Source organism: Paraburkholderia sp. 40, assembly GCF_050434105.1.
Taxonomy (GTDB): Bacteria; Pseudomonadota; Gammaproteobacteria; order Burkholderiales; family Burkholderiaceae; genus Paraburkholderia; species Paraburkholderia tuberum.
In genome coordinates this window covers 61,287-86,811 of sequence record NZ_JBNPVY010000001.1, presented here as the reverse complement: position 1 = coordinate 86,811, position 25,525 = coordinate 61,287, and the positions used below count along the sequence as shown (strand labels likewise).

33 protein-coding genes are annotated in these 25,525 nt (G+C 59.3%); 22 read left to right on the top strand and 11 right to left on the bottom strand.

The genetic code is table 11. From position 1 onward, the window contains the following. Positions 1-6 precede the first annotated feature (6 nt). From OKW28_RS00410 to OKW28_RS00400, 3 genes are all read right to left on the bottom strand, one after another. Positions 7-1,074: an N-6 DNA methylase gene (locus OKW28_RS00410; RefSeq protein WP_429442921.1), complete on the bottom strand. Its 1,068-nt coding sequence runs from the start codon at positions 1,072-1,074 to the stop codon at positions 7-9. After that, positions 1,074-1,451, bottom strand: a complete 378-nt coding sequence (locus tag OKW28_RS00405; protein ID WP_429442919.1) for a hypothetical protein — start codon at positions 1,449-1,451, stop codon at positions 1,074-1,076. The genes OKW28_RS00410 and OKW28_RS00405 overlap by 1 nt, the downstream gene beginning before the upstream one ends. A 70-nt stretch (positions 1,452-1,521) precedes the next feature. Next, positions 1,522-1,743, bottom strand: coding sequence for a hypothetical protein (locus OKW28_RS00400; RefSeq protein WP_128597378.1), 222 nt, complete (start codon positions 1,741-1,743; stop codon positions 1,522-1,524). Between the two features lie 520 nt (positions 1,744-2,263). Here OKW28_RS00400 and OKW28_RS00395 point away from each other — a divergent pair. From OKW28_RS00395 to OKW28_RS00360, 8 genes are all read left to right on the top strand, one after another. Further along, positions 2,264-2,788 carry a hypothetical protein gene (locus tag OKW28_RS00395; RefSeq protein WP_429442916.1) on the top strand — a complete coding sequence of 175 codons (525 nt, stop codon included), beginning with the start codon at positions 2,264-2,266 and terminating at the stop codon, positions 2,786-2,788. A 196-nt stretch (positions 2,789-2,984) separates the two neighbouring features. Beyond that, positions 2,985-3,128 carry a hypothetical protein gene (locus OKW28_RS00390; protein ID WP_164853762.1) on the top strand — a complete coding sequence of 48 codons (144 nt, stop codon included), beginning with the start codon at positions 2,985-2,987 and terminating at the stop codon, positions 3,126-3,128. A gap of 50 nt (positions 3,129-3,178) precedes the next feature. Next, positions 3,179-3,877 (top strand): hypothetical protein, encoded by a 699-nt coding sequence (locus tag OKW28_RS00385; RefSeq protein WP_429442914.1) that lies wholly within the window; start codon positions 3,179-3,181, stop codon positions 3,875-3,877. A gap of 226 nt (positions 3,878-4,103) precedes the next feature. Beyond that, entirely contained in the window at positions 4,104-4,313 is a 210-nt protein-coding gene (locus tag OKW28_RS00380; RefSeq protein ID WP_429442912.1) for a hypothetical protein, read from the top strand. 62 nt (positions 4,314-4,375) lie between these two features. After that, the gene (locus OKW28_RS00375) at positions 4,376-5,611 is read left to right on the top strand and encodes a DUF1173 family protein (protein ID WP_429442910.1); all 1,236 of its coding nucleotides are present in this window, start codon (positions 4,376-4,378) and stop codon (positions 5,609-5,611) included. Between the two features lie 112 nt (positions 5,612-5,723). Next, positions 5,724-6,167, top strand: coding sequence for a hypothetical protein (locus OKW28_RS00370; protein ID WP_429442908.1), 444 nt, complete (start codon positions 5,724-5,726; stop codon positions 6,165-6,167). Positions 6,168-6,188: 21 nt separating this feature from the next. Continuing rightward, positions 6,189-7,112 carry a phage Gp37/Gp68 family protein gene (locus OKW28_RS00365; RefSeq protein WP_429442906.1) on the top strand — a complete coding sequence of 308 codons (924 nt, stop codon included), beginning with the start codon at positions 6,189-6,191 and terminating at the stop codon, positions 7,110-7,112. 87 nt (positions 7,113-7,199) lie between these two features. Next, positions 7,200-7,871: a Lar family restriction alleviation protein gene (locus OKW28_RS00360; RefSeq protein ID WP_429442905.1), complete on the top strand. Its 672-nt coding sequence runs from the start codon at positions 7,200-7,202 to the stop codon at positions 7,869-7,871. A gap of 235 nt (positions 7,872-8,106) precedes the next feature. Here the strand turns inward: OKW28_RS00360 and OKW28_RS00355 are convergent, their stop codons facing one another. Continuing rightward, complete coding sequence (locus tag OKW28_RS00355) at positions 8,107-9,249, bottom strand: integrase domain-containing protein (RefSeq protein WP_429442903.1); 1,143 nt, start codon at positions 9,247-9,249, stop codon at positions 8,107-8,109. Between the two features lie 1,122 nt (positions 9,250-10,371). Here OKW28_RS00355 and OKW28_RS00350 point away from each other — a divergent pair. The 5 genes from OKW28_RS00350 (at position 10,372) to OKW28_RS00330 (ending at position 12,634) form a co-directional block, all read left to right on the top strand. After that, positions 10,372-11,388 (top strand): PRTRC system protein D, encoded by a 1,017-nt coding sequence (locus tag OKW28_RS00350; RefSeq protein ID WP_128597370.1) that lies wholly within the window; start codon positions 10,372-10,374, stop codon positions 11,386-11,388. After that, positions 11,385-11,753 carry a hypothetical protein gene (locus tag OKW28_RS00345; protein WP_429442901.1) on the top strand — a complete coding sequence of 123 codons (369 nt, stop codon included), beginning with the start codon at positions 11,385-11,387 and terminating at the stop codon, positions 11,751-11,753. The genes OKW28_RS00350 and OKW28_RS00345 overlap by 4 nt, the downstream gene beginning before the upstream one ends. 112 nt (positions 11,754-11,865) lie before the next feature. Next, positions 11,866-12,018 carry a hypothetical protein gene (locus OKW28_RS00340; RefSeq protein ID WP_429442899.1) on the top strand — a complete coding sequence of 51 codons (153 nt, stop codon included), beginning with the start codon at positions 11,866-11,868 and terminating at the stop codon, positions 12,016-12,018. Continuing rightward, on the top strand, positions 12,019-12,279 hold the full coding sequence (locus tag OKW28_RS00335; protein WP_204523617.1) for a hypothetical protein: 261 nt from the start codon (positions 12,019-12,021) through the stop codon (positions 12,277-12,279). Positions 12,280-12,376: 97 nt separating this feature from the next. Beyond that, complete coding sequence (locus OKW28_RS00330; RefSeq protein ID WP_164853759.1) at positions 12,377-12,634, top strand: hypothetical protein; 258 nt, start codon at positions 12,377-12,379, stop codon at positions 12,632-12,634. A gap of 36 nt (positions 12,635-12,670) precedes the next feature. On the opposite strand, the gene OKW28_RS00325 is transcribed toward OKW28_RS00330, so the two are convergent. The 4 genes from OKW28_RS00325 to OKW28_RS00310 all read right to left on the bottom strand — a co-directional run bounded on the left by OKW28_RS00325 (position 12,671) and on the right by OKW28_RS00310 (position 15,841). Next, a complete protein-coding gene (locus tag OKW28_RS00325) occupies positions 12,671-13,810 on the bottom strand; it encodes a primase-helicase zinc-binding domain-containing protein (protein WP_429442897.1) in 1,140 nt (379 codons plus the stop codon). 265 nt (positions 13,811-14,075) lie between these two features. After that, entirely contained in the window at positions 14,076-14,906 is an 831-nt protein-coding gene (locus tag OKW28_RS00320; RefSeq protein ID WP_429442895.1) for a hypothetical protein, read from the bottom strand. Between the two features lie 10 nt (positions 14,907-14,916). Further along, a complete protein-coding gene (locus OKW28_RS00315) occupies positions 14,917-15,345 on the bottom strand; it encodes a hypothetical protein (protein ID WP_429442893.1) in 429 nt (142 codons plus the stop codon). Between the two features lie 124 nt (positions 15,346-15,469). Then, on the bottom strand, positions 15,470-15,841 hold the full coding sequence (locus tag OKW28_RS00310) for a hypothetical protein (RefSeq protein ID WP_429442891.1): 372 nt from the start codon (positions 15,839-15,841) through the stop codon (positions 15,470-15,472). Positions 15,842-16,316: 475 nt separating this feature from the next. Between OKW28_RS00310 and OKW28_RS00305 the strand changes: the two genes are divergently transcribed. From OKW28_RS00305 to OKW28_RS00280, 6 genes are all read left to right on the top strand, one after another. Beyond that, on the top strand, positions 16,317-17,033 hold the full coding sequence (locus OKW28_RS00305) for a nuclease-related domain-containing protein (protein ID WP_429442890.1): 717 nt from the start codon (positions 16,317-16,319) through the stop codon (positions 17,031-17,033). Between the two features lie 228 nt (positions 17,034-17,261). Beyond that, on the top strand, positions 17,262-17,675 hold the full coding sequence (locus OKW28_RS00300) for a hypothetical protein (protein ID WP_429442888.1): 414 nt from the start codon (positions 17,262-17,264) through the stop codon (positions 17,673-17,675). 35 nt (positions 17,676-17,710) lie between these two features. Then, on the top strand, positions 17,711-18,964 hold the full coding sequence (locus OKW28_RS00295; RefSeq protein WP_429442886.1) for a hypothetical protein: 1,254 nt from the start codon (positions 17,711-17,713) through the stop codon (positions 18,962-18,964). Positions 18,965-19,001: 37 nt separating this feature from the next. Next, entirely contained in the window at positions 19,002-20,189 is a 1,188-nt protein-coding gene (locus OKW28_RS00290) for a FlhC family transcriptional regulator (RefSeq protein WP_429442885.1), read from the top strand. Further along, a complete protein-coding gene (locus OKW28_RS00285) occupies positions 20,179-20,364 on the top strand; it encodes a hypothetical protein (protein WP_429442883.1) in 186 nt (61 codons plus the stop codon). Before OKW28_RS00290 ends, OKW28_RS00285 begins: the two co-directional genes overlap by 11 nt. Positions 20,365-20,376: 12 nt before the next feature. Then, positions 20,377-20,739, top strand: coding sequence for a hypothetical protein (locus tag OKW28_RS00280; RefSeq protein WP_429442881.1), 363 nt, complete (start codon positions 20,377-20,379; stop codon positions 20,737-20,739). A gap of 175 nt (positions 20,740-20,914) precedes the next feature. On the opposite strand, the gene OKW28_RS00275 is transcribed toward OKW28_RS00280, so the two are convergent. Continuing rightward, positions 20,915-21,175: a hypothetical protein gene (locus OKW28_RS00275; protein WP_429443280.1), complete on the bottom strand. Its 261-nt coding sequence runs from the start codon at positions 21,173-21,175 to the stop codon at positions 20,915-20,917. A gap of 7 nt (positions 21,176-21,182) precedes the next feature. Between OKW28_RS00275 and OKW28_RS00270 the strand changes: the two genes are divergently transcribed. From OKW28_RS00270 to OKW28_RS00260, 3 genes are all read left to right on the top strand, one after another. Next, complete coding sequence (locus tag OKW28_RS00270) at positions 21,183-21,995, top strand: CAP domain-containing protein (protein WP_429443252.1); 813 nt, start codon at positions 21,183-21,185, stop codon at positions 21,993-21,995. A gap of 550 nt (positions 21,996-22,545) precedes the next feature. Further along, on the top strand, positions 22,546-22,722 hold the full coding sequence (locus OKW28_RS00265; RefSeq protein WP_429442879.1) for a hypothetical protein: 177 nt from the start codon (positions 22,546-22,548) through the stop codon (positions 22,720-22,722). A 632-nt stretch (positions 22,723-23,354) separates the two neighbouring features. Next, entirely contained in the window at positions 23,355-23,531 is a 177-nt protein-coding gene (locus tag OKW28_RS00260) for a hypothetical protein (protein WP_429442877.1), read from the top strand. 138 nt (positions 23,532-23,669) lie between these two features. Here OKW28_RS00260 and OKW28_RS00255 read toward each other — a convergent pair whose 3' ends face one another. Both OKW28_RS00255 and OKW28_RS00250 read right to left on the bottom strand, forming a co-directional pair. Continuing rightward, positions 23,670-24,872: a hypothetical protein gene (locus OKW28_RS00255; RefSeq protein ID WP_429442875.1), complete on the bottom strand. Its 1,203-nt coding sequence runs from the start codon at positions 24,870-24,872 to the stop codon at positions 23,670-23,672. Between the two features lie 12 nt (positions 24,873-24,884). Beyond that, positions 24,885-25,433, bottom strand: a complete 549-nt coding sequence (locus OKW28_RS00250; RefSeq protein WP_429443250.1) for a type 4 pilus major pilin — start codon at positions 25,431-25,433, stop codon at positions 24,885-24,887. Between the last annotated feature and the right edge of the window lie 92 nt (positions 25,434-25,525).

Here is a 25,525-nt window from a genome sequence, read left to right as displayed (position 1 = left end):
GATCCATCAAAACAACGTCATCTGGCCGATACGATCGAAGATCGTGGGCTCAGTGCGCTTTGCCCCTGGCTCCTTTGTCACCTGCTCAAAGAGGTCCGCAAGCGACGACGCCACGGTCAGCGGCGCGCAACCGTCGCTTCGATCCTCTACCGCGACGGCGATATCGGATTCTTCACAAACAGCGGTATCGCCAGCGTGCAGCCGAAACGAGCCTGAGTCTGTTTCTACGTCATGGGTCTCCGCCTGCTCAGGTAACTCAAGACTGGATTGCGGCATCGCCGCCTCATCTGCGGGGGACACCTCAGGCTCAACAGGCAACTGCTGCCTGCTACGCCTGAGCTTCCTGTTCCAGCCTACGAGAACGTGGGCCGGCGTGTACCACACTGACCAGACCTCGAGCGACAGCGCGTTACCGTGCACGACGACCGCTGGGATGCCCATCAACGATAGCTGCACGTACGCCATATGCACGCACCGCGGGTCAATGTCGACGCAGGTCGCATGGAGGGTCTCAGGATAATTCAGGCCCGCCTGATGCATGGCCTGTGCCGTCGCCACCACCATGCCAGCCGAACCGCAGGCCGGCTCCTGCAGGGTCACGAAGCCCTGCTCGCGGATAGACGCGCCATCGCCTACGGTCATCATGGCCATTAGCAGCGACACGCTATAGGGCGTGAAAAACTGCCCTGCGCGGGCGTTCCCAAGTTCTAGCGCCATGAAAATCTCGCCGAGAACGTCACCAAGTCCGCTGGCCGGCTCATGACCGGAGCCCGGGTCCCCGATCGCATCGATGCGCGTGCTGTAGCACATCTGCAGTTCCGCAAACATCGTGGCAAACCGGCTAACTTCCTCCCGTTTGTATTTGCCGACGATTTCGAGGTAACGCTTCTCGCGTGCATCGAACTGCGACTGGTCGACCTTGCTGCTAATGGCGATCGCGCTTACTTCAACGAAATCCGCGAACACCGTGTACGGGTCGTGCGAATGCGTGAACTCGCGCATCAGCTTGATAATCGCAGCCTTGTGCGGATCGCCACTGCTCGCGGCACGCTCCTTCCTCTGCTGGCGTCCCATTAGCGTTCCCCTGCCGGGGCACCGATATTGCCCAACTGCGATTCGAGCACCGTCCACAGGAGGTCGAAGTCGGGCACTTCGCCAGCCGCAAGGGATCGCTCAATGTCGAACCCCGCCTGCCGATACACCTGCGTGCGACTGACCGCCGGACGCGCGCGGCCCACAGAGAACCTGTCACGCGCCTTCTCGATGATCCTGAGCGCGAGGGCCTCGTATGCGTGTCGGAGTTCTGCCTCAATCTGCAGGGTCCCGGGCACCCGAACCGCTGGAGTATTGGTGTCGCCAAACAGGCGCTTCTCAGTCGCCGCGATCGCGCTGTAGTGACGCCATGCTGCCGTCTGCGCATCAATGAACGTTTGAATAAAGTGATTGAACATGCCGGATTCCGTAAATGATCCGGGGCGCATCCCCAACGGGGAGGCCCCGTTGGGTGAGTGAATGTTGCTGCTAGATGCCGTAGTAGGCACGAACGCGCCGGCGCCGCTCTGCGAAAGGACGGCCACCGGTCACCGCCAGCGGCGCATCCATTACGAGATGGCGAAGCGCTGCCGCGCGGAAATGTCGCGAATAGCGTCTCTTCGCCTTTACGATCCGCAGCAGCTGGTCGTGAGAAAGACCATGCGTCTGCCAGACCATCAGTCCGAAAGAGAAGATGCGTTGACGATTCATGCGAGCTCCAACGGTTGGACGGGAGCACGCCCGCAACGGGTGTGAAACCCGTCGGGGTGAATGAATGGCGCGCTGCTGTCTGCAGGCGTCTGATCGATGCGTCACTGACGCGAGTGTTGAACCGATATTAGCGCGGACGACTCGGCGAAAAATTCGTGAATGCACAGGCAATCTATATCGCTTTCGGGCGCCAGCCGCGCGCCGGTCGACGCATGCTTATCCACAGATTTTCTGGATAACCCTGTGGATAGTGTCGCGGCAACCCTTGCCCATAAGGCGTTCGGTTGGTGACTCATCAGCGAGTTGGCAGGTCCGGTCGCGTGAGCCGGCTCAACCACTTAAGCCGGAATGCTCCAGAAAACCATATAGCTTTAAGTCGGGGACGGAAACCGGCAAGCGGTGACGATGCGCCACTAAGACGCGTGAATCCATATCCCTTTCAGGCGCTTGACTTCCCTCAGACCACCACAGAATCGGTGTGGGCGCGATTGCCCTGATGCTTACTTATCCGAGAACCAAAATGCTCAAGACATTCCTCGCCTGTTCGATGACTGCTGCCCTCGTTTCTGGCGCGAGCGCCGCCCTCGCTGCCGACCCCGCGCCAAGCTCATACACGGTCGAGTTCCGGCTGTCTGACCCGACGGGCCAGGTAGTAGGAGCGGGACGTACCACCCTGTCACGCCGCAACCCAATCAACATCGATACCACCTACGTGCGTGTGAGCTACGTCGATTCCTGCCGCCCGGACTCGGGCATCGTCAGTAATGAGCCAAAGTGCGACCTCGCCACGGTCGATATCGGAAACACGCTACAGCTGGCGCTGGACGATGCAACGCCCGAGACAGTGTCGCTGACCGCATGGGTAAACCGCGAGACGCTCGACGGCATGCAAACGATCCAGCACGCGGGCTTCGCTACACAGCGCCCACTTTGGCACGGCTGGAGCGACAGTAAAACGGTAAAGGTCACGCCGGGTGACTCCGTCGCCATTGCGCTGCGGGACCAGTACAAGCTGACGCTGCATCCCCTACGCACGACGGAATGAGAGTCGGGGTATGCGGCAGGCTTCCTCGATCAGAACCTGAAAGCAACGGAAAAGGTGGCGTCTTTTGCTCTCCGCGGCGTGCCATCGGGCGGGAGAATGACCTATACCCCCGCACACCAACATGATTGCGAAGTCCAGATCCAATGCCGCAGGCCTTATCCCAGTCGAAGGGGGCACGTCGCTCTGGAAGCGACGCGTGCGTTACCCGACCGGGAACGCGCGGCTCCGGGACGGCTTCGTCACCGGGCATGACCCGATCACACGAATGGTGATCGTGCTTGACGATTCGGACGGCACGTTCTGGCGCGGGCCTGACGCTGACGTTGAAGTCATCGTGTGAGCGTGCGGTTCTTTACTGAAGCCCAATTAGACACAAACCACTGATACCCTATGTCAAACGCGAACTACCCTGTGAACCCAACTGGCAGCGCGGCATTCGTCACGACCGTTTCAGCATTGGTTTTTGCATTTCTTGTCCCGATCTGCAGCGCAGATGGAGTCATTCAACCCGCTATTGTTGCCGTCCTCGCCGGCATCTTCGCTGAGATGTCGCGGCGCCACACGGTTCGTAAGCTCGTCGCGAGTCTGAACGCGACAGGCGCCGACGCGTTTCTTGACGTTTATATCAACGGTGCGCAGGTCGGCACCATCGCGTCGATCGACGCTATTTCGCTGAAGCTCGACGCTCTCCGTGATCCGCGAAACTACGCGGCCCAGTTCGTGAACATCCTCGGATTCGCAGGTCGCGGCACCCTTGCCGCGCTCATATTGGTGCCGCTGATGCTGTTCTGGACGTACGTGGTCTCGGCGTGGATGTCCCCCGCAAGCCTGCAGGCGGCGATATCGATGATCGCCGGTCTACAACCGGCAGACCTCGCGCGAGTGGCCATTCAGATTCTCTATATCGCGCAGATTGTATTCATGCTCGTGATCGCAAGCAGCCTCAGCTTCGGCGTTGACCTCGGGCTCGTCAACGTCTTTCGCAACGCCGTTCACCGCCGCATCCGACTCAAGATCAATTGCGCCAGCGACGGCACGCTGCAATTCGTTCCTGCGACCCGCAATGTCGGTCGCATCCAGCCAGCGTGAGGCGTCGATGTTCGTTGAATTCGTCATCGTGCCGATCGTCGGTTGTCTCCTACTTCTGACCGCCGCGTGGCGCGCGTTGAGCGCTGTGGCGTCTGCCCTGCACTGGTCATCGTGGGTGCCGGTCGCTGTTATGGCGGGTGCCGCAACGACTTTGTTGGCGCTAGCGCTGCTGCACTCGCTTCGGAAAGAGCTTCGCATGCGGCGCGAATGCAGGGAAAGGTCAGCGATGGAGCAGCGCTACCCCGGCTGCCACGTGCTCCGACTGTCGAACGGAAACTGGTTTCTGACGGACAGATCTACGGGCCGCGAGTACGAGCCGACCGAGGAAGCTCACCATTCGTTCACATTCGGCAGCACGCGCGACGGCTCGAGCAGATGGCTGCAACAGGTCTCCGAAGATGTGCGTGCCTCCGCGGAAAACCGTTATAGCCGCTGACTTAGCCCAATCCCATTCAAAGCCATGTCCGCCCTTGCGGCCATTTTCTATGGTGCGAAAACATGTCTCTCGTCTCTTTCGATAACGGCACTTTCCCGTTGGCCGACGTGCAGGACAATCCGGCCCGTTACGTCAAACGGCTCGAACGCGCGAAGGTCTCGCCCGGCTACGCCGTCTGCATGTGCGCGAGTCACCAGACACCGCTGCAACTGGTCATCAGGCGATATGGAAGCCTGCTACATCTGGCGGGCTGGCCTGAGGACGGGCACCGCCACAAGCGGGATAGCTGCCCGTTTTACAAGGACCCGGATGCGCCGCGTGCAGCGCGCGGCGGCGACAGCAAGGCGGCGATCATGGCGACGCCCACGGGACTCAACGTCAAGCTCGATGCGGCGCTCACGCTGCGCGAAACCGCTACCGGTTCCCGCGGCCCTGCTGCGCAGCCGACCAGCCGCACCAGCCGCCGCTCGGCCAGCCTCCTCGCGTTTCTCCAGACACTTTGGTCTGAATCTGCGCTGAACCAGTGGACAGGCACCGCCACTGCGCGTCACTGGGGCCAGTGCAACGCAATGCTACTCGCAGAGGTTGGTACCGCCTTGATCAATGGGTCCGACGCCCAGAAAGTTCTGCACATCATGCGCCGTTACGAAGAGGCCGATCGGACCGCCATCAATTCAGAGTTCGACGTCTTTGTCGCGCGACTGGCTACCAGCGCCAACGGCGCGACACATCGCGGGCTAGTTATCGGGGAAATCAACGAGGTCGTGCCGACACAGTTCGGACACGCATTGAGCCTGCGGCAGAGCGCACGAAAATACTACGCCAGCGCCACGCTCATCGAGCATGCGTCAAGGACATTCGCGCACGCATGGAAAGCACTTGGCGTTCGCACCGCACGCGTCGTGGCGATCCTCCTCGTTGAACGGACTGCGAAGGGCCACCTGAAGCTGATCGACCTGGCGGCGATGCTGTGCTCGTCAGCGTTCGTACCCTGCGACTCGATGTATGAGGTTGCGATGGCAAACCGTCTCGTCGCCGAGCGTCGGGACTTTCTTAAACCGGTCCGCCTGTCGCCTGACGACGACATGCTTCCGGACTTCGTTCTTCGTGATACGGATGTGCCGACACACATCGAGGTGTACGGGATGAACGGGCTGGCGTCCTACGAAGCGAGGAAGGATCAGAAGCGCGCACTCAGACTTTCGCGACGGATCCCGGCCGTCGAATGGAACGCCGATTGTGAGCCGCTGGAGGCTGTCTCACTCCCGGCATCACGAGATCGCAGCCTACTCACTTGACAGCAGTGTCGCACAACGCTGCGCGCTTCAGTCGGGTCGTTAGCTTGACTTCCGTCAGTACGCGGCATGATGACCCCAAGCCCTATTTATGGCATTCACTCGAGGAAGCATCTTGCACGACAAGACTTTTTTTCTGGACCGCGCGATCGCGCGTTCGCTGGACTGGGCGGGTCAGTATCCGGCGCTGAGTTACGCCGCGCACGATTCCCAGTCCCTCTCAAACGGCCGACAGGTGGTCGCGGCCGCGATCTCATCGACCGGCGTGCGTTGCGTCTTCTTCAGCGCCATCGGGTCTGTGCTTGACTTCACCGCTACGTGGCATGAGCTTGGACGTGCGAAGACGTGGTGGTATTTCGTACAGCGCTGGTATTTCTGGATTGTTCCCGATCGCCAGACGCTCGACCGCCTCAACGTGACCGGCCTCGCGCTTGACCATCTGATCGTACCGGCGTGCGTCGGCGATCTCGAGCCGGGGGCGTATCGCACCTGGCTGGACGCTATCGAAGCGCGCGCCCGGCTGTGCGGATCGCTGGCCTCCAGCGCTGTCGACGTCTAAATCGCTGAAGGAGCCTTTGCTATGGGTACGAGTACTGCAATCGAATGGACGGATATGACGTGGTCACCCTGGGAGGGCTGCCAGAAAGTCGGACCGGGCTGCGATCATTGCTACGCAGAGTCGATGAACCGATGGCTGCGTAGCGGCAGCAACTGGGGCCCCGGCGCACCGCGGCGGACCTACAGCGACGAGCACTGGAAAAAGCCCCTGCGCTGGGCCGCCGACGCCGCGAAGACTGGCCGCCGCCGGAAGGTTTTCCCGAGCGTCTGTGACCCGTTTGATAACGCCGCTCCTGAGGGACAAAGGGAGCGCTTCGCGGAGCTCATCCGATGCACGCCGAATCTGGTGTGGCTCCTGCTCACCAAGCGTATCGGCAACGCCGGGCCGATGCTGGCAGCCATGTTTCCGGAGAACACACCCGCGAACGTCTGGCTGGGCGCAACAATCGTCAATCAGGCGGAGGCTGACCGGGACATTCCCCGACTGGTCGATGCACCTGCCAGCGTCCGCTTCCTTTCGATGGAACCATTGCTTGGCCCCGTCAATCTGTACGACTGGATCGGTCCATGGGGCGGTCCGACAGAGCTTCAGGCGCCGCCGATGATCGACGGTGTATTCGTTGGTGGAGAAAGTGGACGGGGAGCGCGCCCGATGCATCCGTCATGGGCGCGATCGCTGCGCGACCAGTGCTGCGACGCCGGGGTCGCGTTCCACTTCAAACAATGGGGCGAATGGGCGCCGGGAAATAGTTGCGCGGGCAACGATCTGATTGACCGGGACCGGCAAAAGATCGGCAGCGGATTTTTTGACTACAACGATGGGTGGAATCCGCTGGGTCCGAACGCCTTTCGTCAGACGATGGACAAAATCGGCAAGAAGGCTGCGGGGCGCCACCTTGACGGCCGTTTGCACGACGATTTCCCTGAAATGACGGGCGAGCACTGAGCAAGTTGCTTTCCAAATGTAAATTCGGCTTCTCCCGCGCCCGGTGTCCAACGATAATTCGAACCAAACACCGCGCGCAAACCCCAAATGTACGAACAGCTCTATCCCTGCGACCACTGCGGTGGGCGCGGCACCGTCGGCCGGTCACAACGCGTCGTTGCTGAAATCGGGCAATCCGGTTTCGATTACGGCCAGTTTGGACGCCACGCCGGCCCTCCCGTAGTGGGCGACACCATGCGCCGCCCGCCATTTGCTCCACAGACCGAGCGGCTTGCGTGCATCTATTGCGCCGACTGCGGCATGTCTACACCCTGGTTTCCCTATGCCCAAGATGAGCGCGAAGCGTTGACGCTGGCTGCGCCGGTCTGGAACCGCCGTTTGACCCGACCCCAAATCACCGAAGGCGATCTGCGAGACCTCATCGAGAAAGAGATCGGGGCATGCGACGTGCAAATGGTGATTGATATGCTGGCGCGTAACGACGACGACTGGGAGACACGTGGCCCACTGTTTGCGATGCTCGCGCAACGACTCGTTGACGCTTCCATATCGACAATCGACAGCTGGCCGATCGAACCGGTGCTGCGCGATGCCGCCCGCTACCGGAAGTTGGTGCAGCTTGCAAAGTGGGTCGATATCGATGGAGAACGCTACATCCAGTTCCCCAAGATCCCTACGCCGCCGGAACACTCGGATCTGATGTTCGAGGACCGGATCGCCCTCGCGATCGACGGCATGCCAGATCGCGATCGCTGGTAGACGTCTGCAAATACAAGCCTGCGCCGTAGCGCTGCGCCGGCTTGGGGCTGGCAGCCGTGGCTGAATGGGGGAAAAAAAAGCCGACTCAAACGAGTCGGCTTGCGAAAAAGTTCCGGCATATTTCCGAGGGCCGATGCCAGAACCTGAGAGATGCTTCATTGTGCGGTTCGGCTGCCCACCGCGACGAGGCATATGACCCACAATATCGCGCATCATTTCCGCGAAAGTCCGAATCCTAGCTTCCCCTGCCTGCACTTCCAAGAATCCGGTAGAGCGCTTGCCGTGAAATACCCAACGCCTTAGCCGCATGGCTCTTGTTTCCGCTAGCCGCCGTTAGAGCGCTTTGCGCGTCGTCTATAGTCGGAAGCTTCTTCTGCATTCGGTCCTGCGTGGCGAACGTAGAGAGGTACGCTCCTGACTTGTTCAGGCGGGAGTGCCCTGCCGCTTCGACAACCCGGCGCATCGCTTCTTCATGCAGTTTTGGGTCCGGGCGCGCGTCTGCGCGCTTGATCGGCGCCGGCACGCCCGTTGTGTCCTTGTACAGCATCTGTAAATACTCATGTCGCAGGCCGTGGCTCGTGATGCCCATCCCCCGCTTGGTGATACCGTGCTTCTCGAGCACGTAGTAGTACCAATCGCGCCATTGACCTAATGTCCGATCGGCAGGCACCGTCGAACCCGTCAGGCCGTTACTGAGGCCGGCGGCCTCTTCAAGTATTCCAATCTTCGTTTCGATGGGGACCTCGCGCGGTCTACCACCCTTGGTGCCACGCGTCACAGCCAACAATCTCGGGCTTCTCGCAGCCTCTGCCGGTCGGAGCATGAAACTCTCTTCGATGCGCAAACCGAAGGCAGCCTGCAACTTCAGCTGTACCGCCGTATGCGGACACGTCTGGGCAATCTCGTCGATCTTCGCCACCGCATCGACACCGTGTGCCGACCATGACTTGTCCTCAGTCGCCACGTAGCTACGCTTCAGGCCGAGAGCCTGCCGGTCCACATAGTCGTCGAGCGAGCCAATGAGATTCCTCTTGCCCATCCACTGAGCGAGTGCGCGGAGGTACGTCAGCTTGTTCTCGATCGTGCCGCCGCTTTGTCCAGCGGCCACCCACGACTTGACCAGAAACGTTACGTGTTTGTGCTTGAGAGACCATGGCGAGCGCAAAAAGAAACCTCCGTCCAGTAGCTCCCTGAAGGCCTTGCACAGTTTGGCCACGCGATATTCCTGCGTTTTGATCGACAACGCCCGGCCACTGACTCGCGTAGTGCTATGCACCCGCGCCACATTCTCGTCAAACAGATTGAGCATCGCATCCCGGAACTCGGGACCAAAACCATAGCTGTTGACGATTGCCCTTACGTTGAGAATTGCCGCCATCCGAAATCCCTTGCAACGCTGCCGCGCTGCCTCTCTTTGCCGTTATCCGGTCCGATGGTCGCAGCATCCCTACCTGACGCTGTCACCCGACCATCGGGTCCGCCCTTCGTTGCTCGCCCTATGGCGGCTGCGCCGTATCCCCGTCGCGTGGGTCCTGCCTTCCGATCCTTTAGCGATTCCATCCGATCGACCAGAAGCGTGGGAAGAACACCCTTCCGACCGTCCAACCTGCTGCCTGTCGGAGTGAAAGGCGCTTCGCGCAATTCATCTCCGACGTTTCGCGCTTTGCCTCCCGGCAGTCGCGGTGTGCGGATTACTCCGCGGATGCAGCTTCGTGGCTACCCTGCCAGCACTACCGTTTTTCGGTGTCGTGCTCCTGCCGGGCAAATCCCGTTACGCGTTCTTGTACGGCCGCGGTACGCCGTGTCCTCTTCCGTCAGGGAATCGCGGTTCTCCGGTCTTTCCGGTCCGCAAGACTTCCCCCGCCCCCAAGTCGCTCATCTCCGCCGCGGTGTATCGGGCTTCGTGAGTCGCACCCAGCCGAAGCTGTAAGGGCGTGTTCAGACGCTGTCGAGACGTGGAAAGTGTCCGGTGTCCGGCATCTCCACATGTCCTCAACGCGTCACAACGCGGCAAACCGCCGCCAATCGTATGGATATCGCAGTGTCCGGGTGTCCTCAACGTGGATCACCATGGACTTGATTTGCTTCAGAAAAAGGCCGCATCACTGTGCGGCCCGGTCATTGGGGTACTTCTGGCCCGTTGCGGGCGTGGGGTACAGACGTGCGTGTGCCTTGCACTCGCATTTCGATGCGTCAGGGACGCGGTAGGTACGCCAAGAATAAGGCCGCTTGCGCAAGCGTCGCACGTCGAAAGATGGTCAGAACCGGTCGGCTTTCGTTAGCTTGACTTCCCTACGCGCTAGCTAGACTGAAACCAGGCAGAACTGACAGAAAAGTGTCAGTTCTCTCCGACAGATCCGACGCGACATCCCAACTGACACTTTTCTGTCAGATATTTGATAGTTCGTCGGCCCCGCGCGACCGAAGCAGATCGAACTGATATTTTTCTATCAGTTTTCTGTCACTTCGGACCGCGGATCACTTAACGCATGGAGTCATCTTGAAAACCTCAGTCTTCGCTATCGACGTCGGCTACGGCAACACCAAATACGCTCATCGTGCTGCGAGCGGCACCGTCGCAACGGGCATGTTTCCCTCGCTCGCACCGCTCGCCGCCAGCCATGCTCTTTCCGGCTACGGCGATAGCGTGCTCGCCGCGCGCAAGGTCGCGACGATCGTCATCGACCAGGTTGAGTACGAAGTTGGCCCTGACGTGTCGCTCACGGCCGCGTACGGCAACACGGGCCGCGCGCTGTCCAATGATTTCGTGCTGTCCGACAACTACGCAGCCCTGCTGTTCGGCGCAATCCATTTCGCAGGCATGAGCCACATCGAACGCCTTGTGCTCGGCTTGCCCGTTCATAACATGAAGAAATATTCGGGGGCGCTGCGTGACCGCTTTACCGGCACATTCGATTACGGTCCGGGTCGCATCACGATTGACAGGGTTGTGGTGATACCCCAGCCCCTCGGCTCGCTCGTCGCAGCGTCGGCTAACCGCCAGAGCGAATTCGGCCGCGACAGCGCGCACCTTGTGATCGACGTCGGCTACTTCACGACCGACTGGGTCTATGCCAACGGTTTCACCATGGACGACAAACGCAGCGACGGCATTCCGGGCGGCGCATCGCAAATTTATCAACGCATTGCATCGCTTATCTCACGCGACCAGGACGATCAGGTCGAAGATATTGAACTGATCGACAAAGCATTGCGCGAGCGCAAGCCGTTCTTCTTCTACGGTAACGATATCGACCTCGATCCCTATCTCGAGCAGTCGCAGCCGGTCATTGCCGGCGTTGTCAAGGAAATGCAGAACAACGTCGGCCAGCTCACCAACGTGCGCTCGATCATCCTGTCGGGCGGCGGCGGCGCCCTGTATGCGCCTGCAATCCTCAGGGCCTTCCCACGTGTGAAGCTCGAAGTTATCGACTCGCCTTGCACGGCCAATGCGAAAGGCTTCCTGATCGTTGGCGAGGCTGGCCTGACCCGCGAGCGCGCGACCGCGAAAGCATGAGCGACAAGTTTGACATGAAGCTGGTCATTGACCCGGTGACCACCCCTCTCCTGCACGCGAGACTCAGTCAGGCCGGCTCCGCACGGATACGCGCGGCACTCCTCAGATCTCTCGCCGAAGCAGCGCTTCGAGGGAGCGTCGTGGCGTCCGCGCCGGCGTATCAGATCGATGCCCGCGATATCGAGCCAGCCGGAAGCGAGCGCTCTAACGTTCAGCCGACGGTGCGCGGTCAACCTGCGCCGGCGATCCGCGTTGATCAGAGGTCAGCGACCGACGCCACGCAGAGTCTTCTGGTCAACGAGAAAAGTGAGGCTTCCGCGCACGATGTCGACCAGATCGCTGATGCTTTTGGCGGCTTTTTCTGAGTGCCCGAAGCGCGGCTTGACTTCCCTACAGAGATGCGAAGATGGGTCATGGCTTCGGTGTTCACCGCGCGGGGCGCGGTGCATCGGAATCATCAACTGCCAAGGTGGATATATGCTTGAACTGATCGAAATCGTGCGTCACGGCCTGCCGCTATCTGAACTCCGCACCTGGCTCTTTTTTGCGGCGCTCGCCGCATCCGGTATGGCAGGCTGGTACACCCTCAACGTCATCGAAGATTTCAAGAACAAGAAGGCGGAGGAGTAAATGAACGCTGTTGACCGACTGACATCGTATTACTCGAAATTCATGGCGCTGCCCTTCTTTACGCGCCGAGCGATCATCTTTGTGGCGTCGCTTGTGCTGTGGTGGTTCGCTGCGATGCTCGCGAGCATGCATGTGAATAACGACCTATGCGTTGTTCTGCTTCTCACAGGCGCGGCCGGTGCGCTGTGGTCCAGCGGACTGTGGCGTATGTGGAAAGTGTTCGCGATCATTGTGGCGGTCTGCCTGGCGATCATGCGATGACCAAGGCGCGCAAAAAAAAACGGCACCCCAAGATTCTGGGGTGCCGTTTTTCATTACGAGGTCAATGCGACCGAGGGGCCGCGGTAACGAGGAGACGATGCGCGCAAAAATCCCAGGCATCAACAAAAGACTGATCGCGACATGCATACGCGGTATTGCCGGGAGCCGTGCGGTCAATCACGTCGAAGGCGACGGCCTCAGACTTTCCCACCCGCTGACGCCCACCTTCTACGCCGTTGGTTGCGACGATTGCAAAACCACCTACGAGAACCTGGAAGGAAGCCATTTTCTACTCCGAATGAAATTGGCCCGCGCGAGATTCCCCGATGGGGATAATCCCCATCGGGCAAGTTGAACAAGTGCGGTTGTAGCCGCGTTAAATAGAAGCCGCCTAAGCCGCGGCCACCAGCTCTGATCGAACAGCAGGCATACGCGGCGCCGCCACAGCATCCACACGATTCCCTGAACGTGCGCACCACTGATCCGCAAAGTCTGTCCCCCGGACGCGGGGACGATGGACTAGCACCGTGAAGCCTTCTGCCCGCAGGCGCTTGGCCAGCTCGAGCCCGCCTGCCACGCCCACCGACTCTCCGGTCTTCGGATTGATCTCGTCGAAGTCAACGAAGATGTGCACGACCCGAACGCCCAGCCCTTCCGGTACGACGAACTGGCGCAGCAGCCCGATATTCAGGCAATACCACATCGGGACGCCGGATTCCATGTATGCCCCGTACGCCGATTCAAGACCCTCTGCCACGCCGATTTCACCATTCACCGGTTCCATCAGCCGCACCGCACCGCCCCGGAGGGGGCTGAGTGTCATGTCATTGAGCTTCGGGTCAAGAATCTCGCCGTCATCCGAAACGATCTTTGCCTTTGAGGGCGCCGATCGTTCCAGATAGGTGCGATGCAAGGTTCCAAGCCGGCCATCCGGCAGTTCAAACCGCGCGAGGATGCCGGGCCAGCTGCCAATCACTTTCCTGTCGTGCCAGTACTCCAGCATGCCAAGCCGCAGCGCTTTCGACGGTGCAACGCCAAGCCCAGGCACACGGGCGCCGAGGTATCGCATTGCGAGATCGCCGGTCGACACGGGCTTTGCTGCATCCCACATCGACGTAAGTCTCTTCGCAATAAACTTCGCGTCAGGCTTACGCTTCGGCTTCGGCGCGTTGGCTACATCAGCACGACGCGTCGGCCGCGGCACGTTGCCGCCGTCCAGTTCGCGCATCAGTCGATACAGCCCTATCTTGTTAAGACGCGTGATCAACTGCAGGCCGTCACCAGCTGCGGGCTTGCCGCTGTTGCATTGACGGCAGACCCAATCCCCCCGCCCACGCTTGTTATCGTAGGTAAAGCGATCGGTCCCTCCGCACATCGGGCAGGCGCATGCATTGCCGGTAAGACGGTCTGCAGGCACCCCGTAGCTCACCAGAAGCGAAATCCATTGCTCCGGGGAACGCGAGAACCCGGCCAGCGCGCGCCGAAGCCACGCGTATTGATCTGGCGTCAGCTCTTTTGCTCGTACAGTCATGAATCACTCTCCTTGAAGTGAGTGGGTTTGGTCGATGCCTGAGACAGGCGTGAAAACGCGTGCTCAAAAAAGCGGTCCGCGAGAGCCGGCGGCTTTTTTCAGCAAACGTGATGTTGGATCAGGGAGAATCGGCGCCAGCGCTAAACGAAAGGACATCGCTCGACACACCCTAGGGTGTGCCGGCGAAGGTGAGGTAATACGGGAAGAAGGAAAACTAGCGGTGAGCCTTTCCGGGAGGAGGCCGCATCCTTGACGACGCCGCCATCTATTTGGATATGGCCCAGAGCCACTTGTCCCACATGACTGGCTTGCCATCCTTCAGGATCGGAGTTCCGTCCGTCCGGATTGCAGGAACCTTGACCTTTCCTGTACGCCGTACAGAAACGACATCGCCCACGACACAGCTGCATTCCGCGATCGCTTCTTTCAGGCCTTCGCCCTGCAGGGTTCGGTCACCGTCACTGGTATTGATATGCATCGCAAAGGACTTATAGAAGCGCCCCGGTTTCTTGCGATCGGGAAAGCTTTCTTCGCCCCGCGAGGCTATACGGCCAACCACGTTCGACGCGTCGGCATTGTGGGCACGTCGCGGCCGCGAAGACGCGGTTGATTCGGGCTCAGACGCTTCGTCGGAACCACCAGGCGATTCACGGGCGCCGCTGTCGACCTCTTTTCCACGAGGCACATTGACAGGCGCAGGCTTGCCGTCCTGACGGATGGCGGCGGCGACCGCTTCCTTGAGCGGACAACGATGAACGGAGCGCTGCGACCAGTGCGGAATCAGATCCGGGAGGATCTTTACACCGAATTCCGTTTCTTCGGCGTGGTCGTCAAACGCTGGACTGAACTGGACAACGTGATCGCCTTCATCAACGAACAGATGAGGGATATCGCCGATTGTCACGACGGTTTCGTTCGACGCCCCTTGTCCAACAACGGTAGTGGTGACCGAACGCGCATCGGTATACGCGCGGTCTGCGGTAGACGCCATAGGAGCAGCTTGTGGCGCAGAGGGTCCCGCGGACGGTTGACCTGATGGTTTGCCGGCGAAGACGTCCGCCATGACGCGGGCGAAGAGTGTTGCTGCTTTCGGCATGATTGCCCTCCTACAGCAGCATGCCGAAGCACACGCGTTGAAGTTCGCGAACATCGTGCGCCAGAAGTGGCGTGCTCAGTATCGCGTCCTGCAGGATCTCCGGATCGACTCCGTTGACCTTGCAAACGTATACATATGGCAGTGCGCCGTCCCAGTAACCCATGATCCAGCCAAGGGTCGCACGGTAGTCTTCAACGTCGATCTTCCGGTTGCGTAGCCGCTCGGACAAAAGGTCCGCGCAGTCCATCAGGGACTCAGGCATGCTGTCACCGCGGCGGCTGTCGCTCGCGAGCGAGATCAACGCGTCGACCATTTTTGTGCGCACCGATTCGCTCCAGAGATGAGGATCGGGCAACGGGTCGGGCTTGGGGGATGTGATGATAACCGGCGAAGATTCGCCGAACATGTCCAGCTGCCAGGCAGCCACATGCGTTTCCATGGGATTGCTCCGGTGGTGCCGGGAAATCGCATGGCCCGTGTCCGGGAATGGATTCCCGGCAGGGTTAAGGTGCCGTCACCGAGGGCAGAAGCCCGGGTGACGGTAGGTGGTAGCAGCAGCCCGATTAACGGGTGCCGGTCTTGAACGGAAGAACGACGGCTGACTTCGCGTATTGCTTTGTCGCTGCCGGTTGCACACTGCTGTCGTTGGCGGCAGGGGTTACAGCGGCTTTCACCTCAGCTTTCACCTCAGCTTTCGCTTCTGCCCCGGCGCGCGCAGCGAGCTTTTCTTTCTCGATGCGAGCAGCCTCAGCATCCGCTTCAGCCGCGAGGATTGCCTTGCCCTTCTTCTTCATTTCCTTGACTACCCAGTGGATAGCCAGCAAAACGAGAAAGCCCAAAACAACAAATGAGATGGTTGCGAAATAGGCGATGAAACACAGGGCCAGCACTTTGGCCGGCGACTTGATTGCGTCTTTGAAGAACACGATTAGCATTTTTCTCTCCAGAAAAATTTTTCAACAGGGAATGTCCGGACCCTTGTCCGGTGGTTTCGATGCTCGATGAGCAAGGAAACACGGCGCGAAGCGCTTTCGTCTGCGCCCGCACAAGGCGCGCACGAAAGCACTGGCATTAGAAGAAATACAGAGTGGGAAACGAGGTCGCGCGCGGTCAGTTGCGGCATGTCGATGCGTCCGGAGACGCAATGGGATAGAGCAAGCTTAGCGCGCGGGACGCGACCCGACGCGAGAAATGCTCGCCAATCTCATGCAGCTTTGGAATCCGATGCTGCATGCCCTGGATTCTGGTTCACGGAGCCGGCTCAGGGTCCTTACCCGAAATGCTCGACAAAACCATATAGCTTTCTTGGATTTCACGAAGCTTGAATAACGCTTGGCTTATCCGGCGCGAAAACTTGACTTCGTAATAGGCCTGGCAGACTGAATCTCGTAAAGCCAAACGGGAGCGCACATGTCTATCTGGTTTCTTCTCTTCGCCGCTGCGGCGGCCATCTATGCCGCTAAACGTCAGAAAATGCGTTCCGTCGCCAGCGCTCATGCTGGCACGTTGCCTGCCACACGAAGCGAGCAGCGCGGTGATGAGGGCGAGGCCATCGTCCATAGCGAACTTCTGACTGCACTGAGTTGGCTATGTGGCGAAGACTTCTATCTTCATCCGGGCGCATTACTGCTCAACCATGCGCCGGGCACAGATTTCCCGACAGCCGAAGTCGATCACCTTGCCGTAACGCCGTTTGGCATTTTCGTCGTCGAGACTAAAAACTGGACGGGTCGTATCGAACCTGAGCCGACAAGCCAGAGTGTCGTCCGCATCGGTATAGACGGCCACCGGGAAATGCGCCGCTCTCCGCTGCAGCAGAACCGCTCCAAAGTAGCTTTCCTACGGGCGATCCTCCCGGCCAACTGGCCGGTGGAAGGAATCGCCGCTTTTTCGCATCAGCATACCGATCTGTCGGCAGCACTTCCGCTCAGCCTGATGCGCGCCAGCGACCTGCGCCAATGGCTGCGCGGCCGCAAGTCGTGGCACGCGTCAAGAGGCGGCATGCCGATAAACGTGCGGCAGGCAAAGCGGGCAATCCTCGCGGTGTCGGAAACGGCGGCAGACGCGATCGACCGGCACCGATCAAAACTGAGGGAAAACCCTAAAAAACCTACCGACTTTGCCTAAAGGTTCGGCAGCGATTGCCGATTAAGTTAGCCAAACGTTTGCTTCTTCGGCGGCTTCCCACCTTTCGCGACGCTAAAGCTGTATGAAACTGCGCGTCTTTCGGGCGGAACGGCGGAGAAACGGCGCGTAATCTGAGATGTCTCTCCCCGTGGAAGAGTCGACAGCTCACAAAACCAGGCGTCTGACCAAGCGTCTGGCCAAATCACCACGACTAGCTGGAGTTTGTGAATGACTAAAAATCAGAAGAAGTCGCCTGCGTCAAACGAAGACGTCAGCGAACAGAACCGAATCGCTTCGGACGAGGGCTCTAAAGGCACCGCTACGCGCGGTGGACGAAAAGGCCGCAATGCGTCAGAGGCTCCAGGGCCAATGTCGGAATACCTGCTAATCGGCCAGTACCTTTCGAACATCGTTGAGAAAGCGGTCGCGGCATATACGCGTGAGAACGGTGATACACCACAGAACCGGCATCGCGCTCTGGACGCTACCTATCTGTCTCTCGAAAAGGAATCCGGTCGTAGTCGTGCCGTAGTGCGGCTTTACATCCGCTGCTATCAGAGATTCGACGCACTCGCTGAGAACCAGACCCTCTCACTGAAAGAGATGGTGATGCGTCTTGGCCGTGGTCCGGCTCCGATCTGAAACTCATAAGACCAACCGATAAATACGAGAGCAATATGAGCAAGCGAAACACCACTGCGCCCGAAGCGGCAGACGACGATTTCGACCCGACCCGGCCTGAAGGCAACGACAGCAATCGGGACGATAAGGCGATTGAGCGCGACCTCCCCCTGGCCTTCGCACATGTGCCGTCGAACCAGGAAATTGGACTGAAGGTAGCCGAGTTTTTTGGCGGAGACGAGATCCCGGAAGCATTGCGCGCCTCAATCGCCGAGGAGGCCGAGGAAGTCGCACACTCCACCCGGAAGATCCTTCTGGAACACATGCGCATTGGTGGATCGTTCTATCACATTCGCACGCGCATTGAAGGACACTTTGTCAGTACATTTGGCGACACGACGCCAGTCCGCCGCCGCGCAGCCGAGCTGGTGTACAACTTCATCGAAGAGACATTTCACAAGAAGCGTGACTCGGTTCGACTCTACATCCGCTGCTACGAGCGCTTCAGCACGAACAGCGGCGCCGTGGAAATGCTGTCCATCAGCGATATGCAACTGCTGGTGAACAAGAGCGATGAAGTCGTGGAAATGGTGCTTGGTGCCAAGCGGGAGAAGCCGGACTTGAGCAAGCGCGACATCAAAAAAATCATCGACGAGTACGAAGACCGTCTTGCTGAGAAGGAAAGTGCGCTTTCCACCGTGATGAGTCAGCTCCATGAGACCTACGGACAACTCTCAGACGCGACGAGCGACAACGAGCGGCTCACCGCGGAAGCGGATCGTCTGGATCGCGAAGTCAAGGACGACCGGGAAAAGCTAAAGAAGACGCTGGTCGATCTAGCCGAGGCGGAACGCGCTACCAGCGGTTTGCAGAACACCATTGCGAACCTCGAACGGGAACGTGATGCGATGCACCGTGAGCTCAAGGAGGCCCACGAGAAAGTTACGATCAAAGAAGTCGAAGTTGAGGTCACGCCCGAACACCTGCGTAATCTGGAAGCCGCCGCGCAAAGCCGGCTCAATGAGCTCAGCAGGCTTAACGCTGAATGCGACGATGCGAAAAAGCGTCTCGAGGAACTGTCCGCCCTCAAGACCAGGCAGGAAGCAGAACTCGAGCAGAAGGTAGCCGTCGAAAAACGTGTGGCCGGGCTTGTCGAGCACTTTGGATCGTTCATCCAGGAATTTCATAGCGTGCAGCTTCTGGTTACAGCGGACGGCACACTCAGCCGGTTCAAGGGCCTACTAACGGGTCTGGCCGACCTCACGGGCAAGTTCCATGGAGAGTTGCAAGCCGCAGTACGGGCAGCCTGACGCTACAAACAAGTGTTGAGAGATAAGGAAAGAAGCAGTGAACAACAAAGATAATTATCGGGCGATCGACCGGCTGTACGTGCCGGAGTGGCTCACGGATCAGATCCAGGTGGCGAACTTCAATCTTGTCGACCACATGAAGTGGCTCCTCAAGCAGGACGGCCGCTTCAACGAAGTTTTTAACGTCGAGCGCAAGGAGATCGAGCAGCTCCAGCTCAATCAGTCCTCGCTTCGCAACCTCCTTCGCGCCCCGTTCCTGATGGTCGAGCCGACCTTGCAGACCGTCGAGGACTGGCGGTGCTTCGTTGACAATACGGCGACGACCGTGGCCGTCGACGTGCTTCGCCGCAAAACCCCCCCGCTCGATTCGCTGACAGCCTATGCAGTGAATCAGCAGAACTCGGTCTTCGTCTCGCTCGTTACGCAGGTGCTCAACATGAGCGTCATGAGCGCGCCGCTACTCGGCATCTCGACCGACGTCGCGAAGTATCTGTTGTCAGTTCCCACGCACAAACTTAGCGTTGCGCTTGGCCGGATGAAGGAACTTCCGCTATTTCGCTGGCGGTTCAACAGCCCAACGTTCTGGTGGGAATTTCGCGGCAGCACCCTGACCGACGAAATGATCGCTCACCAGATCATGCTTACCTCGCCATCGCGTATCGGCGACCTACCCTACACCGCGCAATGGGGCGAATTACGGCTGGGCCGACTGAAGAATGAGGCGTTTGCGAGTGCCATGATGTTTTATGGTTTGCGCGCGTCCACCGCAACCAATCTGTTCGGTCTGAACCAGCATCAGATGAGAACGCGGTATCAGGAAATCCACGGGAAAAGTTCGCCGATGGGCAACACGGCGACCTCGCTGACGTGGTTTGTAGAGACCCATGTCCATCGGCTTCATGCAACCGTCTATACCTGGCTCTACCGCTCGGCGACAGCGATGGGTGCCAATCCTGCGGAGGCACTATTAGCGACAAACGACGTGTATGACAGGCTCTTCGGCGGCAACCGGCTCATCAGTCCGGACCGGGGTTGGAACCTGATCCGGTCGATGGCTGCGGACGCCCGCCTGACCGTAGCTCCATGCAGGACCTGCAGCACACACTACGTTGTGTCGAACAACGACGCGAAGATTGAAATGCACAGCCGGTTCACCTGCCCGGCCTGCAACCAGCAACTCGTAGCCAGGAAGCGCGCGGCGCGGAGGTCAAGCGGTGAGAGCTGATCCGGAGCGGCACATTCAGGAACTGCCCGCTGGACTCGTGATCTTCGACCGTGACGGTCGTGCCCAGTTTGGCTGGCAAAACCCGGAAACGGGTGCGTACTACGCAGAGGCGGACGGAAGCGTCATTGCTGACGCGGTCGGCGCGGTGGCCTGGCATGCCGGCCGCATGCATTAGCGAGGCACTCAGATGGAAGACTTTGCATATCTGGCCAAGGAGAGCAACGCAGCGTGGCTCGATGGTCGCGGCGATGGTCGCTTTGAGCAATACGAGAAGTTCTATCAGAGCGAACGTGAAGCGGATTCGGCAGGCTTCGATCTGGAGAGGGTCAACGAGGGTTACGGCAGTTTTGCGGGTGAAAAGCCATCATCGCTCCTCTCGCTCCTCAGTGCGCCATGGGTCGGGCGTGTTGCTATTTCCCTTTTCGCTCTCTACATGGGCACGCGAATCGTTCCTCAACTGGCAAAGATCGGGCCTGCCGTAACCGGCATCGTCCTAGTCGTTGCCTTCGTCGGTTTGCGCGTTTTCCACCGGCGCCGCAAGCGTCGCTGAAAGCCAGCGACCCGGCGGGGTTTTTATCGCTTAGGCGCGTAGGGCTAAACCCCGGCCGGAATTTTCCGTTAACCCATAGAATGACGGCCGAAATTCGACATTGGAACTGACGCGGGCCGCAGTGGGTTCGCAACCAGCGGCAACTTGACTTTCGTTGCCGCTCTATAAGATGAAATCAAGGTCGCGCAAGGGGCACGGCCACATGAAAATCGAGGACCAGAATAATGAAACACAAGAATATTTCAGCGTTGACCGCTGTTTCGTTCGCTGCTGCAGTGGCTCTGTCGGCATGCGGCGGTGGTGGCGGCGGCGGCAGTAGCGCGGCCGGCGCGGCAGCGCCCGCGAGCGCGCCGGGTTCCGCCAGTTCTCCCAGCTCGGCTAGTTCGCCCGTCACCGGCACGCAACCGACGCCGCAGTACGCAGCGAACAGCGCCACGCTCGCGATGTTTAATCAGGTGAACGCCTACCGTCAGCAATGCGGCTTCCCGGCTGTTCAGGAAAACACGGTTCTCGACCAAGCCGCGCAAGCGCATTCGATGTGGCAAGGCTTGAACAACACGGTGGCCGACAACGAAACGGCTGGTCAGCAAGGCTTTACCGGCGTGACCTACCTTGATCGTGCTGCGCATTTCGGATTTCCGTCTGCGGCTGATGGCGCATTTGCTGGCGGCGTGAGTGCGGCGCACTGGACTGCCGCAGCGCTTTCGGAAACGCAGTACGGCCAAATTCTAGCGGCCCAATGGTTTACCGGCGTGTACCACGCCCCGATCGTGCTCGCGCCGATTACGAAAATCGGCATTGGTGAATATGAAACGTCGCTGAACGGTTTCCCGGCTGCGTGGGGCTCGCTGACACTCGCTGATACGTCGATGCAGCAACTCACGACGAGCGGCCCGCTTACGTTCCCGTGCCAAGGCGTTACAGGTCTTGCGCCCAAGGCTCATACGGAAACCCCGACGCCGCCGAACACTTCTGGTCCGTGGGGCACGCCGGTTGTCGTCATGGGCAACGCGACCGATACGCTTACGCTGACTTCGGGCACGATGACCGATCCGTCCGGCAACGTCATCAACCTGCAACTGCTTTATTCGGCCAACGATCCGAACAAGGAGCTTCAATCGTATCAAGCTGTTGCCTACCCGACGACGCCGCTGGCTGAGAACACCACGTACACGGTGAATGTCTCGGGCACGCAGAACGGCACGCCTTTCACGAAGCCGCCGTTCACGTTCACGACCGGGACTATTAACTGGTAACACTGCCGCAAAGGGCTCGCGTAGCCCTTGATCGAAAGCCGCCAGTCATCACACTGGCGGTTTTTTATTTCCGAAAATCGTTTTTCCCGAACATCAATAAAGAAGGGGTGCAGCCCGCAAAGGCTGCACCCCTTTTTCCCTACAACCTGTCTAGGTCAAGTTTAATTTGGCCCTCCACAAGCCGCAGGCCCCGGCGACGTTGTATTTCCCGAGAGTTGCCCCATCGCGCTTCCGTCCGTTGGACTGACAGGGCAGTACAGGATGTATGTGTTGCCGGACGTGCCGCAAGTGTCGGTCCAGGTGCCTCCGGTTGCGCCATACTGTTCGTTGTAGTAGGTGCCATAGCCATACGAGCCATCGAACTTTGTGTAGTACCCGGTGTATGGTCCCTGCCTGCCAAAACCATTCGTTAATGTATATCCCTGCGCCTGCGCTTCACTGGCACACGTTACCGTAGGCGTTGGAGGCGGTGGAGCGTTACAGGCGTATGTCCATGAGCTACCCGTCCATGTAGGGCCACTAGAAAAGCCATATTGACAAGGATTTGTCGGTGGCTGCGGTATCTGACAAAACGGACCTGTCCACGCGCTACCTGTCCAACCTGGGGATGCTGTTGTTTCCCATCCTGTCGGGCATTGCGGAGGCGCTTGGTAATTACACTGCGGCGACGAGAAATGAGAACCTTGCCAACGTGCGCCTGCAATCGTCGTCCATCCTGCCGCAGTAGAACACGCTGGAGGCGTCTGCGCAGCAGTTGCGATCCTGGACCCGCAAGATGAATCCTGGAAGCCGTAGGAACAGTGTGTATGCTGTGCCTGAGCCCACACCTGACTACCGATGAAGAGACCCACACATAATATTAAATACTTGAAAAGCTTTTTCATCGTGATAACTCTCCAAACCTGTTGAAACTTATTAGGAAAAAAGCGCCTCTGCGGGCGCTTTTCTTACTGCTGGTGCTGCTACTTCAGTTACTCGAATACCCTTGGCAGAACGACCAGACCATCGTGCGGTCTTCCATGTACTGATTGCCAGTTGCGTTGTCGAAGAAGCACGCATACTCGTACTGAGTGCCCCCGTTAGGTCCGCCGCCCGCGTAGTAAGGACCGTTGACGTAGCACATTGAAACCTGTGTGTAGCTGCCAATTTTCGTTGACACCGCAGACAAACCGGCAGGGACACTGTAGCCAGCCGCTACAGCATTCGCTTTGCAATGCGACACAGGATCGGTCGCAACAGGCGGCGGCGGTGCATTACAGGAATATGACCACGAACTGCCGGTCCACGTAGGGCCACTAGAAAAGCCATATTGACAAGGATTTGTCGGTGGCTGCGGTATCTGACAAAACGGACCTGTCCATGCACTACCAGTCCATCCCGGCGACCCCGTTGTGTCCCATCCTGCCGGACATTGCGGAGGCGCTTGGTAATTACACTGCGGCGACGAGAAATGAGAACCTTGCCATTGCGCCGCCGCGCCGGTCGTCCAACCCGGATCACCTGGGCATTGCGGAGCCGCTTGCGCGTCTGTGCTGATGGTTGGCCCACACGACGAGTCCTGATAGCCGTACGCGCAGTGTGTATGCTGTGCTTCTGCCCATGCGTGACTCCCGGCAAAGAGTCCCACGCACAGGATCACGAAATTTAAAATTTTCCTCATTGATATATCCGTTTTTAATAGGAGCAGTAAGTCTCAACTTCACCTGTACCGATAGCGCTGCCATCAACGTTTGATGTACCTGAGCCTGAACCGTTTGTAATTGAAATCGTCCACGGTCCCGAACCAGGGCCAACGAAATTGACCGCAGCAGTGGTATCGACCCGGAAAGTCTGCGGCACCAGTCTGATTTGCGGATACCCACCAGCAAAGCATGAGGGGGCCGGCACTACCGAACCGTTCACCACCTGATAGAAGTTGTACGCTTGCGTAGGACCGCCGACCGGCATCCAGATCGGGCCCGCGCCATCATTCAGGTTCTGGCAGGAAAGCTGTTGTCCTCGCCCGTCGCTATTCGATGCAATCGCACCCAACGGACTACAGGACGCACGCGGCGCACCTATTGCCCCAGCCTGGATCGTGCGCGCAACCGTGAGCGTTCCGCCGACCGTGGTATTGCCCGTAGTGTTCAGCGTCGTGGCCGTCGCCGTGCCGAGACTCGACGTGCCAGAAACAGTTAGCGCCCCCGTGCTAATCGTGCCCGTCGCGTCTAAATTCTTGACGTTGTGCAGCGACACACCGTTCACGTTCTGGTCGCCGGTCCACGTCAGTGCACCATCGCGTCGGATGTATACCGAGTTGCCATCCGACGACGGGCCGTTCGTAGCGAGGACGGCGCCTGCCGGACTACCCGGTAGCGGATTGGTCGCGTTCCATGAACCATTGAGCGCCGTTACGATCCCGGGATTCGGTAACTTCGAAAAGCCGAACGCGTTGCCGCCCGCCTGCGCGATGATCGACGCCCCGATGATGTCCGGGTTTCCACCGCGGGTTACTGGCTTCGACGGATACAGGACATAGGTGACGTGGCAGTCCCCTGTACCGACGGAACACGTCGATGGGCCGACGCTCATACTGATAACGTATGTGCCGCCCCAGAATGGACCGTTCGCATGCGGCTGCTGCAGGTTGCGCTGCGTGAACAGTTGGTTGAGTGTGGGCAACTCCGTTGGAGGAACCACATCAACGGGGCCGTTCTGCGTGAGCGTCGCGTAGTTGTTGGTCACCCAGTTGCCAAGCGCCGCGTTGATTACCGCCTCGTTCTGCCCTTCGGCCGTCAGCACCTGTAACCTGCGCTTCGCGGCATCTTCCTTGATGCCGACGACCGTCATCAATGCCGCAGCGACCAGCACAACCACCATCTCAACGATGCTGAACATGCCCCGGCTTCCTTAATTGTTGTGCGTGGCGTACATGCCGATGCTGGCCGTCGCACCCGCCGAAGCGCATGCCGTACCAGCCGTCGCACCACTGAACGGCGTATTCGGGTCGTACACTGTGGTCCCGTTGACGGTCACCTTCGCATAGGCGCCGGCGACGGCACCGATCGACAGCGAACACACAGTACTTGGCACCGGATAGGTCACAATCATGGCGTCGTCCGTCGACGCGATTGTTCCGGGTACCGCGGTCACTGCACCGCCAAAAATGCCGGTAAGCGCCCCGGTGGAGGTGTTCACGCGGGAATTCGCCGAGTCAAACGCATGGTTCTTTGCAAGCGTCTGCTGTGTCTCGCTCGAGAAATCGACGTCGCTCGAGGTGGCGTCCTGAATGCCGCTTCGAAAAAGCTGCGCTTCACTCTTGAACTGATGCGCATGGATACGATCCATCACGAAGGATCGGCCTTGATAAACAACAAGCGCGAGCAGCGCCGCGCCAGCCATCACGGCCGCTCCCTCGATGAGCGACAGCTCGCCCGACTGCCGGCGGCGGCGGCCCATCCTGGTCAGCGACGATTTGCGCCCAGCTGAGGCCGATGAGGTCGCCGCCGTTGAAGCGTTTGTCTTTGGCATCGTGTTGTTCATGTTCATTT